The sequence below is a fragment of the Dolichospermum sp. UHCC 0259 genome, assembly GCF_009711935.1.
Lineage (GTDB): Bacteria > Cyanobacteriota > Cyanobacteriia > Cyanobacteriales > Nostocaceae > Dolichospermum.
Window position 1 is genome coordinate 21842 of the sequence record NZ_VIKX01000124.1, and the last position, 19967, is coordinate 41808.

Annotated in this window: 14 protein-coding genes; all 14 read right to left on the reverse strand. The window is 36.3% G+C overall.

All coding sequences use genetic code 11. The features are described from left to right. Positions 1–28 precede the first annotated feature (28 nt). The 14 genes from hepA to FJR05_RS10040 all read right to left on the reverse strand — a co-directional run bounded on the left by hepA (position 29) and on the right by FJR05_RS10040 (position 19899). Positions 29–1858 (reverse strand): heterocyst formation ABC transporter subunit HepA, encoded by a 1830-nt coding sequence (gene hepA / locus FJR05_RS09975; RefSeq protein WP_168643958.1) that lies wholly within the window; start codon positions 1856–1858, stop codon positions 29–31. A gap of 288 nt (positions 1859–2146) precedes the next feature. Then, positions 2147–2860: a heterocyst development glycosyltransferase HepC gene (gene hepC, locus FJR05_RS27935; RefSeq protein WP_371416868.1), complete on the reverse strand. Its 714-nt coding sequence runs from the start codon at positions 2858–2860 to the stop codon at positions 2147–2149. A 927-nt stretch (positions 2861–3787) separates the two neighbouring features. Further along, entirely contained in the window at positions 3788–6016 is a 2229-nt protein-coding gene (locus FJR05_RS09985) for a polysaccharide biosynthesis tyrosine autokinase (RefSeq protein WP_168643960.1), read from the reverse strand. A 324-nt stretch (positions 6017–6340) separates the two neighbouring features. Beyond that, positions 6341–7435, reverse strand: coding sequence for a glycosyltransferase (locus FJR05_RS09990; RefSeq protein WP_096664623.1), 1095 nt, complete (start codon positions 7433–7435; stop codon positions 6341–6343). A gap of 370 nt (positions 7436–7805) precedes the next feature. Next, a complete protein-coding gene (locus FJR05_RS09995; RefSeq protein ID WP_168643961.1) occupies positions 7806–9119 on the reverse strand; it encodes an NAD(P)H-dependent oxidoreductase in 1314 nt (437 codons plus the stop codon). 2 nt (positions 9120–9121) lie between these two features. Continuing rightward, positions 9122–9667, reverse strand: a complete 546-nt coding sequence (gene rfbC / locus FJR05_RS10000) for a dTDP-4-dehydrorhamnose 3,5-epimerase (protein WP_015078007.1) — start codon at positions 9665–9667, stop codon at positions 9122–9124. A gap of 96 nt (positions 9668–9763) precedes the next feature. Beyond that, complete coding sequence (locus FJR05_RS10005; RefSeq protein WP_168643962.1) at positions 9764–10750, reverse strand: glycosyltransferase family 2 protein; 987 nt, start codon at positions 10748–10750, stop codon at positions 9764–9766. Positions 10751–10804: 54 nt separating this feature from the next. Then, positions 10805–11647 carry a phytanoyl-CoA dioxygenase gene (locus tag FJR05_RS10010; protein WP_371416869.1) on the reverse strand — a complete coding sequence of 281 codons (843 nt, stop codon included), beginning with the start codon at positions 11645–11647 and terminating at the stop codon, positions 10805–10807. Positions 11648–11696: 49 nt separating this feature from the next. Further along, complete coding sequence (locus tag FJR05_RS10015; protein WP_168643963.1) at positions 11697–12710, reverse strand: glycosyltransferase family 2 protein; 1014 nt, start codon at positions 12708–12710, stop codon at positions 11697–11699. Between the two features lie 57 nt (positions 12711–12767). Continuing rightward, entirely contained in the window at positions 12768–13736 is a 969-nt protein-coding gene (locus FJR05_RS10020) for a glycosyltransferase family 2 protein (protein ID WP_168643964.1), read from the reverse strand. A gap of 235 nt (positions 13737–13971) precedes the next feature. Then, complete coding sequence (locus tag FJR05_RS10025) at positions 13972–15009, reverse strand: NAD(P)-dependent oxidoreductase (protein ID WP_168643965.1); 1038 nt, start codon at positions 15007–15009, stop codon at positions 13972–13974. 120 nt (positions 15010–15129) lie between these two features. Next, the gene (gene lhgO, locus FJR05_RS10030; protein WP_168643966.1) at positions 15130–16341 is read right to left on the reverse strand and encodes an L-2-hydroxyglutarate oxidase; all 1212 of its coding nucleotides are present in this window, start codon (positions 16339–16341) and stop codon (positions 15130–15132) included. A gap of 44 nt (positions 16342–16385) precedes the next feature. Then, positions 16386–17159, reverse strand: coding sequence for a glucose-1-phosphate cytidylyltransferase (rfbF, locus tag FJR05_RS10035; protein WP_168643967.1), 774 nt, complete (start codon positions 17157–17159; stop codon positions 16386–16388). Between the two features lie 541 nt (positions 17160–17700). Continuing rightward, positions 17701–19899: a tetratricopeptide repeat protein gene (locus FJR05_RS10040; RefSeq protein ID WP_168643968.1), complete on the reverse strand. Its 2199-nt coding sequence runs from the start codon at positions 19897–19899 to the stop codon at positions 17701–17703. Between the last annotated feature and the right edge of the window lie 68 nt (positions 19900–19967).

Sequence of the window (19967 nt, forward strand, 5' to 3'; positions counted from 1 at the left end):
ATAAACTATGGAAAACTTGAATGATTGTTTATCTCACTTCATTTTGAATTTGATAATATTGCCAAAACTTGCCATGTTGTTGCAGTAGTTCTTGATATGCTCCCTGTTCTACGATTTTTCCTTGTTCTAAAACCACAACTTTATCGGCTTTAGCTATAGTAGAGAGACGGTGAGCGATCGCAATTACTGTCCGTCCTACAGATAGCTTTTCTAAGGATTCTTGAATTAACCGCTCAGAAACCGAGTCTAAGGCACTTGTAGCTTCATCTAGAATCAGGATTTCGGGGTTTTTCAGCAATGCGCGAGCGATCGCAATTCTTTGTCTTTGTCCACCTGATAACCGTACACCTCTATCTCCTAATTGCGTATTAAAACCCTCCGGCATTTCCAGAATAAATTCTAAAGCATTTGCCAATCGTGCAGCTTCTTTAATTTCTGCTTCTGTAGCTGTTGGTGTCCCATAAGCAATATTATTCCAAACAGAAGTATTGAAAATAAATGTATCCTGACTAACAACCGCTATTTTAGAACGAAGAGTATTTATGTCAAATTTGCGAATATCAACTTCATCTATATAAATATAGCCATCAGTAGCGTCATGGAAGCGAGGAATTAAATCTGCCAGTGTAGTTTTACCAGCACCAGATGAACCCACTAAAGCCGTCATTTCACCTTGTTTAATTGAAAGAGTAATATTATGTAAAACTCTTTGATTAAGACTATAATCAAAATCTACAGATACTAAATCAATTGATCTTTTGAAACCAGAAAATCTCAGTGCGCCATTTTGAAAATAGACTTTATCATCAGTTTTCAACAAATTCTTGATATTTTCCACTGCTCCCGCTTGGGTACTTAAAAAAGCTACTACTCCATTTAAATCTTGAGTCATAGGTATAATGCGAAATAGCACAAAAAAGAACGTCAATAAAGCAGAAACCTTCATGATTCCTGTCACTAGAGCCACGATAATCATACTGATGAGAATCAGCGTTGCTATACTCTCAGCAAGTGGCCTAACTATCAAAGAAATCCAATAAACACTTTTCCAAGTATTAACTATTTTCTGACTTGCTTGATAATACCGTTTTCGCTCAAATTCTTGAGTAGAAAAAGCATGGATTGTGCGGATACCTTCGATAAATTCTAGTGTCCTAGTCGTAAAATTATCATTAGCTATAGTAGTAGCAAAACTACGTTCTCTAATTTGTTTATTTAGTGTAGATAAGCCAACAGCTAAAAGACTAAATAGCAAAATTGAAACTATTGATAGTTTCCAAGAAAGGACAAACAAAGAAATAGAATAGACGATGAGTGTAAAGCTTCTAGTAGTTAAAAAAGCTATACCTCCAAAAATCTGTTTAATTCTCTCCATCTCATTGGTGAGCGTATTAATTAATTCCCCAGATTTTTTCTTGGCAAAATAACTAAGACTTTGAGCTTCTAACTGTTCAAAAACTCGTTTCCGAAGATTATCTACTAAACTAACTTCACTAAACTGGATGCAAATTTGTCCAAAGTAATTAAACGATGCACGTAAACAGGTTGTGATCACGATTAAAGCTGATACTCGATATAATCGCTCATTAGCTGAAGTATTAATTCCTAAAATTAAAATATCAAACCATTCAATTCCCGTTTTTACAGGTTCAGCACCAGGAGTAGTTAAGCTTTGTAAAAATACCAACAAAAATCCTAAACCAAATCCTTCCAAACTTGCAGCTATAGCTGAAAAAACTACAGCTAAAATTGCTATTAGTCGAAAGTGTGTAAATTCTCGTAATATTAACCGATTATTTTGCCAAAAACTTGTAGCTTGCAATATTTTTAGAGTTGACGGAAGAAATTCAGAATTCATAAAAAGCTTGAACGATAATTAAGTACAGAATCATTAATGAAAAGAAAAGAAATATTCTTGAATTGAAGCAACGTGAATCCAATAACTAAAAGCAGAACTATCAAAAAGTTCAAATTCGGTACAAATTCTTGTCTGTATGGTTTTCTCAGTTTTTAATTATGTACATAATTCATGGTTAGAGATATCAAAACAGGAAATAACGCTTAATGAAATCAAGAATATTTTCAGATACCAAGATCCATATTAATCCTAGATAATAAACTAGTGAACCTCAAAGGATATTTGGGATCAATTAATTACTTGATGTTCTTTACTTAAACTGGTTTGGTGTTTTTCTAAATTTAAACTTACCGCATCTTCTAAACACAAAGAACGATTATTGATTAGACAAAATTTTCCCTGCAATAAGTTCAATACATTAGATAAATTATTCAAAATGAATGTACCTAAAGTAATATTCAAATCTGTCATTTCCTGTTTAGCGATCGCACTAAACTTAATAGCCTGAAAAAGTTGCCCATTTTCTCCCACATACCACTCATAATCAAACAACAACTTAGGAGAATATATCTGTATAGTTATCAATCCTCCTAGTATGACTGGACTCATAAATAGTATTGAAAATAAAGCCCAAGTCCAATCAATTATTATTTGTAAAGTCTTGAAAATTTGATTACGCTGTTTCGATAATTTTTGATCTCCAGAAATATTCATAAATATAGGCTTGTTAGCTTTTTGACAAGCATTTGCCCAAACCTTTAATAAAGAATATCCAATTTTGGGGTCTATGCTGACTAAGTTAACTGGAGAATGTTTTAAACATTCTATTAAAGATTCTTCATTTTCTAGTGCAGCTAAATGGAGTTGTGAAAATTTTTCAGAAGCTTTCACCAATAATTTTCCTCTCCGCCATTTTAATGAGCATGACAAGAAGTTAAAATTTTCAGATTGCTGGGGGACAATAGAGTTATTATTTAGACTAGAAATGACTGAGATTGACATATATTAACAGTGATAAAGTAGTAAAAGATTGACTTAACATTTACAATTAGGAAATTAATATTTCCTCAACCGAACATTATTGTATAGGAGTCCTATAGCAATGATTAAATATGACAACAGGAAATTAGGGACACTGATATTTCTTCTCAAGAGTAGTCATCCCAGAGAAGATACTAAATTTTTACAACCCTCAAAAATTACTTCAGTTTTGTCTTGGAGATTTTGATCATGGGGTTCAATCTCTAGAATATAAGAATCTCGATAAATAAATCATCAAGAAACAACTTCTTTATTCACTCTTTAAATAAAGATTACTTTTTTCTTCCCAATATTAAGATATGGTGAAATGAATTAATCGTCACTAAATCAAAATAAATCTCGCTTTTGTACTTACAAAACATATTATTAATTACTTATTGGATAACAAAAATAAATATAAAGTGTATTCGTTATGCAACAAAAATATTTTGTATATTTAATGGTAATTTGTCCACCTACTACAGTAATAAACTGAAAATTAAAAAAGCAAATAATACCAATTTGTTAGCAGAGGTTTAAATATATGACTCCTACTTAAGTAGATAAACAGAAAAAATTAAAGGTATGTGAAGAAAAGTAAAATCACTCAAAACTCTCTTCCTGTTCCCTTACCACAACGACAATTTTTAACGCCTACCTACTTAATTTGTGAATGAGGAGTCAAATTACAGCACTTAAGGTACAGTTTTTATATTCAAATCCGTAGGGGCGGGATTTCCCCGCCCTCTCGATTGTATGTCCTTAGAGCGAAAACCGTTGTATTTTCGTCGAACTCACCTTAATTAGAGTTCAATAAATAATTTATCTTGAATAGTCAAGACAAAAACCCCTGCCTTAGACAGGGGTTAATATATTTTATTTGGTCAAATAGTCAGCAAATATTTTGCTTTATTCTTCCATTGCTGGTTGTAAAACTAATTGTTTTGGCTTTACATAAGGTACATAGGTGCTATCAGATGGAGATACGCCATTAGCTACAACCCCAATCAGATTTAACCTACTCAACATCCCTGTGGCTTGATTAAGTTGGGTGCGTGTCACTTTACCAATACTTGCCATCATCACCACACTACGACAGGATGATGCCGTAAGCATAGCATCTACTAATCCAAGCACAGAAGGGGCATCTATGATTACCAAATCATAATTTTCTTCAAATGCAGCCATTAATTTAATCATCCGAGGAGAACTCAAAAGATGGGCAGGATCGGTCGGAGTTGGCCCGGCTGTTAAAATATCAATGTAAGACGACCCAGAGTAAGGAACACTGATATGATTAGGTAGATTAACTTCACTTTCTAATAAACTAGAAAGTCCTTGTTCATTAGGAAGATTTAACTGTTTGTGCAGATTAGGATCGCGTAAATTGGCATCAATTAGTAAGACTTTTTTATGTAGACGAGCCGCACTCATAGCTAGACCTAATGCCAAAGCTGATTTACCATCATCGGGTAATGCTGATGTTACCATTAATGATCTTAAATCTGAGACTTGATTGAGCAGTTCAATATTTTTGTAAATGAGATCAAGTGATTCCCAACGGGGAGAAGATTGTAATACTTGAATTGTCCAAGGTGCGAGAACTTCTGGCTTGCCAAATGGCAACTTTATCATGGATTCTCTGGGTCTGGCAGGCGGCAATTTAGGAGTTGTTCCTAATAATGGGAGAGCAGCTTGTTTTTCTAATTCCGCAGTTGTATGTACAGCGTCATCAGATGCTTCACGAATAAAGGCAGCAATTCCTCCTAACATTAACCCAATTACTCCTCCTAACAAGAGATTTTGTCTCATGTTCGGCCCAGTATGCAAACCTTCTTGGGGTTCTTCTACTACTTCCCAATTAAATCCACCTTTAGAAAGTTCTTGGCGTAATTTTTGTTCTGCTCTTAATAATTGTTCTAATCTTTCTCTGCTAAATTGTAGTTGAGGGAGAATGCGATTGTAATAAGCCAATAGAGAAGGAAACCGCTTGAGGTCGGCTTGTAATTCTTTCTCTTTTGCTGCTAAGGTTTGATCGCGGGCGGTTAATGCAACGATAGTAGTTTGGGTTTCTACTAATTGACCTGTGAGATTAAGATCAATTTGTCCTAGTTGTCCTTGTTCTAAAAGATTGTCTCCTGAACTAAAGGTAGGATTGGTCTTTTCTCCTAAAGTTCTGCTAACTTCTTTTTGTAAAAGTTGTTTTTGACTTTGCAGTTGTTCGTTGAATTTTTGAACGCTGGGAGTATCATCTGTGAAACGTAAACGTTCTTGTGCTAAAGCCAGTTCTGTTTTTTGGATTTCATTGAGTAAGCTTTGGTAGCGGGTAGACTGACTCAGACGAGAAGAAACTAAGGCATTTTGTGGAGAACGGTTCAGTTGTGTTTGCAAAGATTTTTGTTTTGCTAAGGCTTCTTCATACTGGGAACGAGTTGTTTGTCGTTCCTGTTGAACAGTATTTAAAGCTATCTCTACGGTTTTAGCTTGAGCATCTGGATCAATTAAATTTTGACTTCTGCGAAATCTTTGGAGATTTGCTTCGGAAGCGCTTACTTCATCAGTAGCTTTTCTTAATTGATCTCTGATAACTTGCAAGCCTTTTTGTAAGCGTGAATCTTGCTGTTGTTTATTGTATTCTAAATAAACTTTCTGAATTGTCTTGAGAACTTTTTGAGTTTTTTCTGGATCATTATCGGTGTAATCAACTTGAAATATTTTAGTAGCAACATTATCCTCTGGAGTCTTAATTTGAGTAAGAACTAAGGATTTTTTTAAATTCATTACGGTTAAGTCTGGATATTCAGTTTTAAGTTGATCAACTGCTTTTTTAATCAGTCCAGAACTCTGCATCAAGTTTAATTGAGTAGCTGTATCTACCTCGATATTAGCATCAGTAAATTGACTTTCGGTGTTATCTACTTCTTTCTTGCCTTGATAGTTAGGTTCTACTAACAATTGCATTGTGCTTTTGAAGCTGGGTGGAGTTTTTAATGTGATGATGCCAGCAATAGCCGTAGAACTGAGCAATACTAATAATAACCAGGGAAATCTTCGCAGAATTACTGCAAACATTTGTCCATAACCTGGTTCTGTTTCTGATGCTGGATTTATATTGGGATTTAGACTAGTTTGAACCACTTTTATTATCCTTATCTGCGATACACGACGCAAACACCTAAAAAATTAAATGAATTAGCGATGCACACCTCCAATACTGCAAGGCAGAATTAAAAATTAAAAAAGCAAATTATCAAAAAGAATACAGAAGTCAGGAGTCACAATTCAGAATGAATTATGACCGAAAAGCGGATGTATAATTGGGTTTAAGACCCCACTAATTCATAGATTTGCTGGTCTTTAATTCGTGGTGGCTATGAATCCCGCACTAATTTATTCTGACTCCTGGTTACTGACTCCTGACTCCTTCTTCATATAAGCTTTCTCGGAACTTTTAATGATGAGTTATTTTTGCCATGCTGCACTAGCTTGATCAATAACTTGCTCAACTTTACTAAAGAATGACTGTTCTGAGAAATTACTAACAGCATGATTACGGATAGTTTCGTAATCCCAAGATATTCCTCCAGCTTCTAGTAAAGCTGCTTGTAAAGAGCATGGTGCTTGTCTTTTGAAAAATACACCTGTTTTACCTGGTATTTGAGTGTCTAAGACTCCTCCGGCTCCATAAGCAATGACTGGTGTACCACTGGCGTTTGCCTCGACTGGAACTAATCCATAATCTTCCAAAGCCGCAACAATAATTGATTTGGCTTTAGAAAATAAGTCTTTACGTTCTTTATCACTGACATGACCTAGAAATTGGATGTTGGGTAATGCCTGGGCTTTTAATCTTTCTTGTTCTGGTCCATCACCTGATATTAATAAGTTCCAGCCTAACCAATTAAAAGCTTCGACTATTATATCAAGACGTTTATAACTTATCATCCGCGCCGATGCCAAGTAGTATTCTTCTTTAGTATCGGAAAAAACAAAGTTGCTAGTATCAATTGGATAGTTAATGGCGATCGCTTGTTTGTGATAAATTTTTTGAATCCGTTGGGCAACAATACTAGAGTTAGCGATGTAGAGATCGGGTTCTTGAGCATATTTCAGGTCTACATCTCTCATCATTTGAAAGATTTTTTCGATGAGAGGAGCAAAGTATCTATAGTCTCCGTATTCCCGTAAATATGTTTCTGTATCCCATAAAAAGCGGGTAACATTATGACAAAAACAAATATGTTTTGCTTGGGGATTTTTCCGTACTGCTTTGGCAAAACTGGTGCTACTGCTGATAATTAGGTCATAATCTTGAAGATCCAAGGAACGAAATGCGGGAAAATATAAGGGGGCTAACATCCGAAAATATTTGGTTGCACCAGGAATTTTTTGTAAAAATGTGGTGTTGATAATTCGTTCACCTAAATCAATACTTTTTTGCGGGTCGTATAATGAGGTGAAAATGTCAGCGTCGGGATACCGTTTACACAATAATTCAAATACGCGCTCTGCTCCACCGCGTTGGGTTAAGTAATCATGGACGAGAGCTATTTTCATTTTTTCTTGATAATTTGGTAGTTGATGATTGGTTTTAATATTTATTGGCTAGTAATTAAATTTTTAATGTTGTATTACTAGGTTGTATCAGTTGTTTGGTATCAATTATTTTATGTTGTTTAATAAGGTGTTGAATCATGGAAAACCTCGCAAGATTATCAAAATAATCTCTGTCATTTATTGTATATATGTGAATTCAGAGGTTAAATGAAAGTATCAGGAAACCTCTGAATTATTTTGACGCTATAGCAGGAGTCAGGAGTCAGGAGTCAGGAGTAAAAACCTGTTGTGGATGAAGTTGCATGAATACCTACGGTACGTTAGAACAATTCATATCCTGATCACCTTGACGGTTGCTATTTTTGGAAAACTATTTTGTTAGTGTTAAAGTTCTCACAGGAGCAAAGTAAACTGTTTGTTCAGCGCGTAATTGATCACAAAGTCTACCTTCTGGTAGTTCCACGTCATCATAAGTGAGGACTTGATCTTTAGGAATATCACGCTTTAAGCGACATCCTTCGGCTAAACCCATTGGGAGTAGGTTTTGTTGTTGCACAATTGGGGAATTTTCACATTGCCCATAGGTCATGTAATAACCAATACCATCAAGGGTTGCTCCGGCTTGGAGGTCAGTTTTGGCGGTGGTGACGACATCAACAACGGGACCGGCGATTGGTGCAAGCACAGCATCATGGAAGAGAACCGCCCGGGCTACGGAGAGGGGAACTTCAAAATGGCACAGGTGATAGGGAGTGTAGAAGCTGTAGAGGGGGCCTTCACCGAGTTTATAAAGGTTGAGGTAGTGACGTTGTTTGGGGTCTTCGTGGGTGGCAAATACGAATACTCCTGGACCGGGTTTAGTACCAACTACGTAATCAACGATACCGCCTAGTTCTTGGAGTTGGTCAATGTCGTACATTTTGGTCATTTCATCTACATGACCGGTGTAGTCATATCCCAACATTCCCCGCTTGGCTACTTTCATACCTGTGCCGTTGGCGACTATGGCTTGCTCAAAGGAGATTTTTGTACCATCGGCAAAGCTTGTTACCATAGCGGGATTTTGTCCCCAACGTTGGGCAAAACCGGCTTGGGTGGTGGGGTTGCGGTAGGGGTCTTGTAAGCCTTTGATGTTACCGCAGAGGAGGGGCTTTAAACCGATGCTTTTGACAAAGCGGTAGAGGTTCATTTCTACCCCTGGCTGGTCGCCGTCACAGGCGCTCAGGACGACTCCAGCGCGGTCTGCATGGACTTTGAGGATGGGGCCAATTGTGCCATCTAGTTCGGCATTCATGAGGATGATATGCTTGTGATGAGCGATCGCACATAACACCAAATGAGCCGCGTATTCAATTGTCCCAGTGACTTCGATGATTGCATCTATGCCATCTGCTTCACACAGGAGCATGGCATCTTCGGTGATTGCATATTCATTTTGAGCGATCGCCTCTTCTAAATCAGCCAAATTAGCAACAATTTTGATATCTTCAATTCCTGCTTCTAAATAAGCTCGTTTAGCGTTATCAATGTGACGATTAGAAATAGCCACCAACTCCATTCCTGGCACAGAATTGATAATTTGATTAGCAATTCCTCGACCCATAAAACCAGCACCAATCATGGCAACTTTAACTGGTTTACCTAATGCCGCTCGTGCTTGTAAAGCCTTATCAACAATAATCATGATTAAACTCCTATCAAAATAGATTCTAGTAAAGGCCAATTGCGATCTTTATCAGACATTTCTGTTGCACTCAATGGCCAGGAAATTTCTAAAATTGGATCATCATAACGTAAACCCCGTTCATATCCAGGAGTGTAAAATTCACCCACTTGATATACAACTTCTGCGCCATCTGTTAAAGCTTGATAACCATGAGCAAACATTTCTGGAACATAAAGAGCGCGACGATTTTCTGCACTCAGTTCTACACCAATATGCGCTAGATAAGTGGGAGATTCAGGACGCATATCCACAATCACATCATAAATAGCTCCTTGAGTACAGCGAATTAATTTTGTTTCGGCTGCGGGGAGAGTTTGATAATGCATTCCTCGCAATGTGCCTTTTTTATGATTAAAAGAAAGGTTACATTGGGCAACTGTTGGTTTTAAACCATGAGCAATAAATTCATCAGCGCAAAAAGTCCGAGCAAAAAAACCACGAGAATCAGGCTTTTCTTCTAAGTCAATAATGAAAGCACCAGCGAGTTTAGTAGAGGTAAAAATCATAGCTGTTTATAAGGTTTTTGTTGAAATAAAAAATGGTTTTGCTGTTGCGTTTATACCTTGAATCCTAATTGGGGATTTATTTTGGGAAAGGTATGATCATGATATTTGTTTATTTTCTAAGTTGCTTGATTGGTAAATTTTAATTTCTCTTTCTTGTTGTGACATAACATTTTCCAAAATTGACGTAGCCACTAAACCAAAATAAGGAATAATGGTGGTAACTGCTATGATTGGCCATCTTCTTAAAGCCCCGAAGAAAATTCGCCAATTATTATCAGTTAAATGCCGAAGAATTAATTGGCTACAAAATGATTGAGAGTATCCTATTTCCTTAAGCTTGATATTAACTTCGGGTGAATAAGTATATTGCATTTTCAGCAATACTTTTGGTTTTACCATCCAATGACTAGCACCAAAAGCATTTTCTAACAAACTATCTTTGGTTACTTTGACACTGCCATGAAAAGCACAAAAACCAGTTAAATAGACCTGGTAATCTAAGTTTTTCACACCATTAGGCCATTTTTGGAGAGCAGCTTGAGCTAATTCTGTTTTGTATACTTGAGCAGACATTAGTTGTACACCAGAGCGATTTTCCTGTATACAACGCTCAAATGCCGCTTTGCCATTATGCTCGACTTGTTCATAATTAAGCTCATAACAGCGTTGATATAATAATTCACCTGTTACTTCATGACGACAGGAAAAATTCAAAAGCAGTAATCCTAAATCTGGCTCTTTCTTTAAGGTATTGATGATATAAGAGATCGTTGTATCAGCGATAATGTCATCATCGCTAATAGTCCAAACATATTTACTTGTTGCTGCTTCAATGCAATAAGTAATATTTTTCATTACGCCAACATTTTCACTACTTTTATTGATATGAAATGTTGTAGTTGGTAACAATGACTGCCATTTCTTAACTATTTCTTGTGTATGATCTTCTGAACAATTATCAGAAACAATAATTTCACATTCAGATTCATAACCTTTGATAGATTTAGCTAACCAAGCCAACTGTTTATTTAATAATTCCGCACGATTGTATGTGGGTATCGCAATGGTCAGTAATGCATTCATAGTAGAGAAACTCTTATTAAAAGTGCGAATGTTTTTGGCTATTATTTTCCATCTTTAAACTAAGCTACCAGTTATTGATTGTTGACTTATTTTGGGAAAGGTATCATCATGATATTGTGTACAAAGTTCAGGTCTTTTAGGAGATTTAGCCGTGTATGTGAAAAATATAGTTGACCGTTCTTGGATTCTCACAGTCCCATGATGTAAAATATTTCTGACATCGGCAAAAATCACGGTTCCAGCTTTACCAGGACATGATTTCCAAGCTGATTTAGGAATAACTTTCATCATTTTATCATCGTTAATTCCCAAAAAATTAACACGCCATAATTCATAATCAACTTGATAATTCTTAACTTGCTCTAAAACATTAGTCGGTAGTGGAATATATTCAAATGGTCCATGTTCTTCAGTCACATCATCTAAATAGATAATAACTTTAATCATCCGTCTATCTTCAGAATCTTTATGCCAGAGTAAAGTTTCCGATTGTTTTTCATTAGGGAAGTCTTTCCGCACATGAACACCATGAAAAGCGATAGGTAAACCTATATAATGCTCAATGATATTTTGTAGTCGGGATTCCATTCCCCAATTAAAAAATTCCGATAAATCTGTAACCGTATAAATTTGTGGTAATTTGTATCCGGCATGAATATCTCTAGGATTTACCATCCTATCAGTGCAACTATTAGCAGTCGCTAACATTGTAGCCGTAGATGAAAAACCTAAATCTTCCAAGGATGTAATGTAAACACCTGATGTTTTTAGAGTATCAACAATCAATTTATCTCCTGGATCAAGAGCAGGTAAATTTATTTGATGTTGCCAAAGCTTCACTTTATAGTCTAACTCATCTTTTAAGACTGAGATTTTTTCTGTAACGTTATTAATCACAATCCAAATACCTCCCAATCAAAGTTTTTTTGTATAAACAATTGGTGATTTATCCCTGATATTTTCTGACTTCTGAAGTCGTTGTTGTCTCCATTTCTGCTTCTGCTACTTTAAATTCTCTCATTGGTATTAATTCCAATGCTGCCACACTAGCTAAACCTAAAAAGGGAACTACTGTCTTAATAGCTGATACAGGCCATCTTCTCATTGCTCCTAAAAAGACTTTCAGGTCTACTTCATGGTAGTTTTGTAAAAGCATCCGACAACAATATGCTTTAGAATAACCAACTTGCTCAAGTTTTAAAATAACTTCAGGGATATGTTGGTATTGCATTAAAAGTGCAGACTTAGGTTCTTTTTGCCAATAACTAACACCAACAACACATTCTAAATAGATATCTTTAGTCACAATGACTTTGCCATTAGCAGCACAATAACCGGCTAAATATGCTAAAGATATCCAATTATTACTAGCAGTTGGCCAAATTTGGAGAGCGTCTTTAATTAAATCAGCACGATATACTGTAGCCGTTAGAAAAATTACTGCTCCTACACTTTTACTAAAACAATGTTCAAATATTGCTTTACCATCACTTTTACCATCTTCAGTATCCGCATCAAACCAGCGATTACCAACTATTTTTGGTGGATGTACTGCTTCACCAGTAATTTTGTTTCGACCAGAAAAATTCAGAAATAATAATGATAAATCATCAATATTTTTAATTTTATCTATCACATAGGCAACTGCTCTTTCCTGAATTGGATCATCATCACCAATTGTCCAAACATACTTGGTTGTTACAAAACTTAGGCAATGAAAAATATTTCGCATTACGCCGATGTTTTCAGGATTTCTATTTGATTTGAATGTGATATTATTGAGAATATTTTGCCATTTACTAATGATAGATTGAGTATGATCAGTAGAACAGTTATCAGAAACTAAAATTTCACACTCTGATTCAAATCCTTGAATAGCTTGGGATAACCAAGTTAATTGTTTATCTAGTAATTCGGCTCGATTGTAAGTAGGAATAGCAATAGTTAGGAGTTTGTTCATGGTTTTTGATGCAAAAAATATTTTATATGGTTAATAGAGGAAGATTTTATTTTTTATTTAATTGCTTAGGTGTGAGATATTTGTTGATGATTTTTTCTGATTAAAATTCAATTGATAGATAAATTTGCCTACCAATTGCAAGTAAGTAATTATAATATTTGTGGCTAGAACTGGCCATCTTCTTAAAGCACCTAATAATATTTTCCAATCACTCAGTTTGAAAATATTTTCTAGAATCATGCCTTGACAAAATTTAGCAGAATATCCTAAACTTAGCAATTTCAGATAAATTTCTGGGATGTAGACATATCGCATCATTAATGACCAGCGAGGATTTTCTTCTAGGGAACTAGCGTGCATTGTACATTCCAAATAATTATCTTGAGTAACAATGATATTTCCATGAGCCGCACAAAATCCAGTCCAATAAGCTTGGGATGCTAAATTTTTATAAGAAGTGGTCCAGTTTTGCAAAGCTTGTTGCACAAGTTCGGTATTATAAATGGTAGCTGTCATGAATAGTACGCCACCAAAACTGCCCTGTAGATACTTTTGAAATACAGGTTTACTATCAACAATAATTTCATCACTATCACTAGGAAACCAGTGTTTTACCAAAACTTTATTTGTGTTTTTATCTCGTCCACAACAGTTGAGAAACATCAGTGATAAATTGGAATTTTCTTTAATTTTATTGATAACATAAGCTAGAGTCCTTTCCTGAATTGGATCGTCATCTCCCACTGTCCAAACATATTTACTACCAGCAGCTTGAAGACAAAAGGCAATATTTGGCATTAACCCTATATTTTCCCGATTTCTATTCGCTATAAATACGGTTTTACTAAAAGCAGATTGCCATTTTTTGACAACTCCTGGTGTATTATCTGTTGAGCAATTATCGGAAATAATAATTTCACATTCTGATTCAAAACCTTTGATTGCTGTTGCTAACCAAGCTAGTTGTTTATCTAGCAATGCAGCACGATTGTATGTAGGAATAGCAATAGTTAGTAACTTTTGCATTATATGGTAATTCTGGTATGATGATATTAGTTGGTGTCTAAAAAAGGCTTTTAAATCGAATATCTTGAATTAAGAAAATTCAATTTAATCCACCTTGATGCAATAATGTTCGGTTAAGGAAATGTAGAAATTTAGGTTAGGTTGACGCAAGGAAACCAAAAAAAATTATTAATCAAGTTGGGTTTTGCTGTCGCGTAACCCAACCTACAATATTTTCGGAATTTTCAGGAATAAGTTAATAATTTTCCTGTTTGTTCCAGAAGAAATCTTTGTCAATTTGTTCTGTGCGAATTAAATATTCTAATTGTTTAAGACGAGTGAATCCTCTAGACAAGAAAGTATCTTCGGTCATATCAATTTGCTTGAATAAACTAAATAGTTGTCCAGCCCCTTTTTGAGCATTCCAATCACACTTAAATCCAGGTAAAATTGTGTTGATCTTTTCAAAAGATACTCGATAGCTACGATTGTCTGAACCGTTATTACCAAAAGATAATTGACAACCAGGGAAAACATCGGCAACAATTTCTGCTATTTCTTTAACTCGATAGTTATTGCCTGTATCACCAACATTAAAAATTTGATTGTGAATAATATCTCTTGGTGCTTCCAAGGCACAAACGATGGCTTTACAAATATCTAAGGCGTGAACTAATGGCCGCCAAGGTGTACCATCACTGGTCATTTTAATTTCTTTTGTAGTCCAAGCTAACCCCGCCAAGTTGTTTAAAACAATATCAAATCGCATTCTGGGGGAAGCACCAAAAGCAGTCGCATTCCGCATGAAAGTAGGGGAGAAATCATCATCAGCTAATGGTTGTAAATCTCTTTCTACTAATGTTTTACATTCGGCGTAAGCTGTTTGCGGATTAACTGGTGATGATTCTGTAATATCACCTTCACTAGCTACGCCGTAAACACTACAGGAGGACATATAAACAAAGCGGCGGATACCTACTGATTTTGCCAAATTAGCTAGACGAACTGAACCTAAATGATTAATATCATAGGTAATTGTGGGGGATAATTGTCCAGTAGGATCGTTGGATAATTCTGCCATGTGAACGATAGCATCTACGCCTTCTAAATCTTCGGGATTGATATCACGAATATCTTTATTTAGGGTTTTAGCTGTGATGTTAGTGCCGTTATATAGCCAACCAACTTTATAAAATCCAGTGTCAACTCCCAGAACTTCATGTCCTTTTTGCATTAATAAAGAAGGCAATAAAGAACCAAGATAACCTTCTGTTCCAGTTACTAAAATTTTCATGATGTTAAAGTTTTTGATGTGGGAAATTAACTTGTTTCTTGAAGAGTCTGTAGGGAAGAATATTTCCAGAATAATTAACCGCAGATAAACGCAGATGAACACAGATAAGAGATGATTGTGTTACGCTACTAAACTGTGTAAATGGGTGGGTTCTGGTATTTGCTTAACTATGGCTTTACCAATTTCTAAGGAAGAGGTTGCAGCGGGTGAAGGTGCATTGCAAACATGAATGGAATTATCACCTGCAATGATTAAGAAGTCATCTACCAGAGAACCATTATTCATTAATGCTTGAGCGCGAACTCCTGCATGGGTGGGAATTACATCTGCGGCTTGAATTTCGGGAATTAGTTTTTGCAAACTTTTGACAAAGGCTGCTTTACTAAAGGAACGAATGATTTCTTGAATCCCTTCGTCGGCGTGTTTTGCTGCTAGTTTCCAAAAGCCAGGATAGGTGATCACTTCGGCAAAATCTCGCAAGTCAAAGTCGGTTTTTTTGTAACCTTCGCGTTTGAGGCTGAGAACTGCATTGGGACCCGCGTGAACGGTGTTATCAATCATCCGGGTGAAATGCACGCCCAAGAAGGGAAAATCTGGGTTAGGAACTGGGTAAATGAGAGTTTTCACCAAATAACGCTTTTCGGGGGTAAGTTCGTAATATTCACCGCGAAAGGGAACGATTTTAGCTTCAGGATTAGCTTTACCTAATTTGGCAATGCGATCGCTATGCAATCCGGCACAATTAATTACAAATCGAGTTTCAAAACTGCCCTTGTTAGTTTCTAATACCTGATTTTTGCCACTGCGGACAATTTTCAAAACTTGGGTATTGAGACGTAAATCTCCCCCTTGATTGCGAATTAATTCCGCATATTTTAAACAAACCTGTTTGTAATTGACAATTCCTGTGCTGAATACCTGAACCCCACCAACACAACTAACATGAGGTTCAATTTCTTTGACTTCTTCAGCACTAATTCTTTTAACAGGAATGCCGTTTTCTAAACCGCGTGTGTAGAGATTTTCTAAGCGAGGTAATTCTTGTTCATTACTAGCAACAATTACTTTACCACAAACTTCATGATCAATATCATATTTCTGGCAAAATTCTACCATTGAACGGCTACCATCACGGGAAAATTTAGCCTTAAAGCTTCCCGGTTTATAGTAAATTCCCGAATGAATTACACCGCTGTTATTACCAGTTTGATGAAATGCCCATTGGCTCTCTTTTTCTAAAACTAATATTTTGGCATGGGGATAACGCTCTCCTAAAGCCATTGCGGTGGAAAGTCCAACTATTCCCCCACCAATAATCGCAAAATCGTACATTAGTAATCTTTCCCTAATCCAATATCTCAAATCCAAAATTGCTATTACCAAACTTGCCAAGGAGCTTTACCACTTTTCCATAGCTCCTCTAGATAGTTTTTATCTCTTAATGTGTCCATTGGTTGCCAGAAACCATCATGTTTGTAAGCCGATAATTGTTCTAAATCAGCTAACTTTTCTAATGGTTCTTTCTCCCACACAGTTGAACTATCAGCAACAAAATCAATTACCTGTGGTTCTAAAACAAAATAGCCACCATTAATCCAAGCACCATCACCTTCAGGTTTTTCTTTAAAACTGGTAATTTTAGTTTGTTCTTGTCCTAGAGAAATTGCGCCAAATCTTCCTGCTGGTTGCACTGCGCTGAGTGTTGCTAATGTCTTTTGTTCTCGATGGAATTTAATTAATTCTGTAATATTAATATTACTTACACCATCACCATAGGTAAAGCAAAAGGTTTCATTGCCAATATGTTCACGAACTTGCTTTAAACGTCCACCTGTCATTGTATTATCACCTGTATTTACTAAGGTGACGCGCCAGGGTTCAGCATATCCAGAATGGACATTCATTTGATTAAATCGCATATCAAATGTCACGTCTGACATATGTAAAAAATAGTTAGCAAAGTATTCTTTAATGATGTACCCTTTGTAGCCGCAACAAATAATGAAATCATTAATACCATGAGCAGAGTAAGTTTTCATGATGTGCCAGAGAATTGGCTTACCACCAACTTCAACCATTGGTTTGGGTCTGATACTGGTTTCTTCACTTAACCTTGTACCCAGACCTCCTGCTAAAATTACTGCTTTCATGTAGTTACCTCAAAAATTTGCAGATGGATGATAATTTCAACTGATGGAAATGAAGAGAATGCACAGTGATGGTAAAAAAATAAATAATTTTTTCTTTCTCTTTCTTAGGTAGATAAACATAATTTAACTGTTATTTTCTAGAAAATCATAAAGAATAAGTAAATTAAGATATTTTATCTGTAAAATATTTATAGAAGGAGTCAGGAGTCAGAATAAGAAAGAAGGAGAAAGAAGGAGAAAAAGAGAAGAAGGAAGAAGGAACAAGGAAAAGAAGGAAGAATAATAATAAGCAGTAAAAGTGTTTTTGTGTTTGTCTTTTTTCGTGAATTTTGTGCCTTATTCAAGCCACATTCCGCTATAGTAATTTTAATCACAAAAACAAAAACCCCCAATTTCTTAATGAAGTCAGGAGTGAATTTTAACTATTATTTTTTACAAATTATTCACACTTTAGATGATTTTAATTCCTTCCTTCTTTCTTCTTCTTCCTTTCTTCTTCTAACTCCGAACTCCTAACTCCTAACTCCGAACTCCTACTAGATCAATTACTTTGTCCAGAGAGAATTGAGTTAGATAATAAACTGTCACATTTATTAGCAATAACGATACACATACTACTTAAGGACTGTTGATAATTATCCATATCATTTTGCTCCAAAGCAACTTTAGCGGCTGTTTCTAAATCTGCAACTACTGCTCTAACATGATTTTTGTCAGCTATACCTTCTCCATATTGTGCTAGTTCATAGTAAGCCATCCCACGTTTTAGGTAACCTTTAGCTAATCGAGGATTAAGTTTTAATGCTTCACTAAAATCAGCGATCGCCTGTTTGTATTCTGTGGCATAATTACTACTGTATTGCGCCATTTGATACCGCACCAAACCCCGTTGAAAGTAAGCATCTATTTTAGCTGAATTGAGCCTAATGGCTTCAGTAAAATCAGCAATTGACCTTTGGTATTCTGGAAAAGAATTATTGATGTATTTAGTAGTTTCAAATCTGACAACACCCCGTCTTATATAAGCTTCTGCATCAGTTTTATCTATACCAATGGCAGTATTAAAATCAGCGATCGCTTGTTTGTATTCTTTATCAGGATCACTACTATAATCAGCCAGCATATAATAAGCATTACCCCTATTTATATATGCTTTAACTTCTTGAGGATTCAACTTCAAAGCTTGGTTATAATTAGCTAATGCCGCTTCATAATTATTCAAATTATATTGGGCATTACCCAAATTTATATACCCCTTAGCAGATTGAGGATTCTTTTTAGTAGCTTCGGTAAAGTTGACCACTGCTTGTTCATAATCTTGTTGTTGATAAGCAGCATCACCGCGCTGGTAGTAATCCGCAAAAGAAAGACTTGCCAAATCACCAGTTTGATTAGGTGTCCGAGACATCAAACTTTGTTGAGTATAAGGATTTTGCGCCACAAAAGGACGGGTAAATTTAATCATGACATCCAAATAGCCCAAAAGACCCAATCCCATCACCCCAAAAATCACACCATATAACTTCCGATTTAATTTTTTACCAGAGGGAGGATGATAAAACTGCTGATTAGCTATAGGTTGCCAATGATACACCGGAGAATTTGATTTTAAAGGCTGTGTAATGCGTGGAGTCGGAATATAGCGACGTTTAGACTTAGGTTTAGCGCGTGGTTGCAAATGTTGTTTAGAAGCGATCGCCACCAATGACGGAAATGGATCTCTCCCACCCAATCTTTTAGTCCGCACACACCAAGGACACTTCTCCAAATGATTATGATAAAGATGCTGAGGATTCACCCGACAAATCATCAAACTCTCCTCCACCGCCGTTAAAGCCGACAACCAAGTTTGAGCATTAGGGCGTAACAAAGGTTGATCATGACCCTCTTCAAAACAACGCACAAATAAATCTTGCAAACTAGGATGAAGCAAATCCCAGCCAGGAGAAATAGGCGTTGGCAGATAGGGAACTTGTTTCTTTTGACTATAGGTAAAATGCCCAGAAAGAATCCTCCCTTGGTAGGTAGGAGGATCTATCGCCCCTTGAAATATCCCTGAAAATGGATGAGTTCCTTCCATTAACAACTGAAAAATCAGCACAGCCAACCCAAACAAATCATGATGAATTTCTCGATCATAGTCCGCAAAAGTTTTATTCTGTAATTCTGGAGGCGTATATTCAGGCTTACCCACAGAACAACGATAAACAACACTCTGCAACGGTTCTGGAACTTGAAACGAATCCGTATCCACCAACGTCACCAAAGCCGTATCACTCACCAAAATATTCGACTCATTCACATCACCAACACAGTATCGGCTGGCGTGCAAAGCCGCAAAAGCCGCAGCCAGATTCCGGGCAGTTCGCAACAAATATTGATAATTAAACAAAGGGCAATGTTGTCGGCGAATCCCTGGATTATAAAAATCCATAATTGGCCGCATTCCCCGAATCCTGGGCATCACAAAGCCAACAACATTGCCGCTACCATCAGCCGCTTGCAACAATTCCTGTGGCCAAGCAATAGAAATATGCCCTAAATTATCCGTCGGATTCACAGGAGGATTAGCCAGCATCGCCCGCAGTTTTTGGGCATAAGCAACAGTTGGTTTATGATAGATTTTCGCTACCACATTCTCATCCGATGGAACTGCATAGATACAAGCCTCACCACCATGTCCCACACTGACAGAGAGGTTGAGAATTTCCGGGTTAGGAAGATGACGTAGTACCTGCATGGCAGAATAAAGGTTATATGAGGTGATTAGAATCCGTCAAAAGTTCAGAAATTCAAGAGTATGGCTAA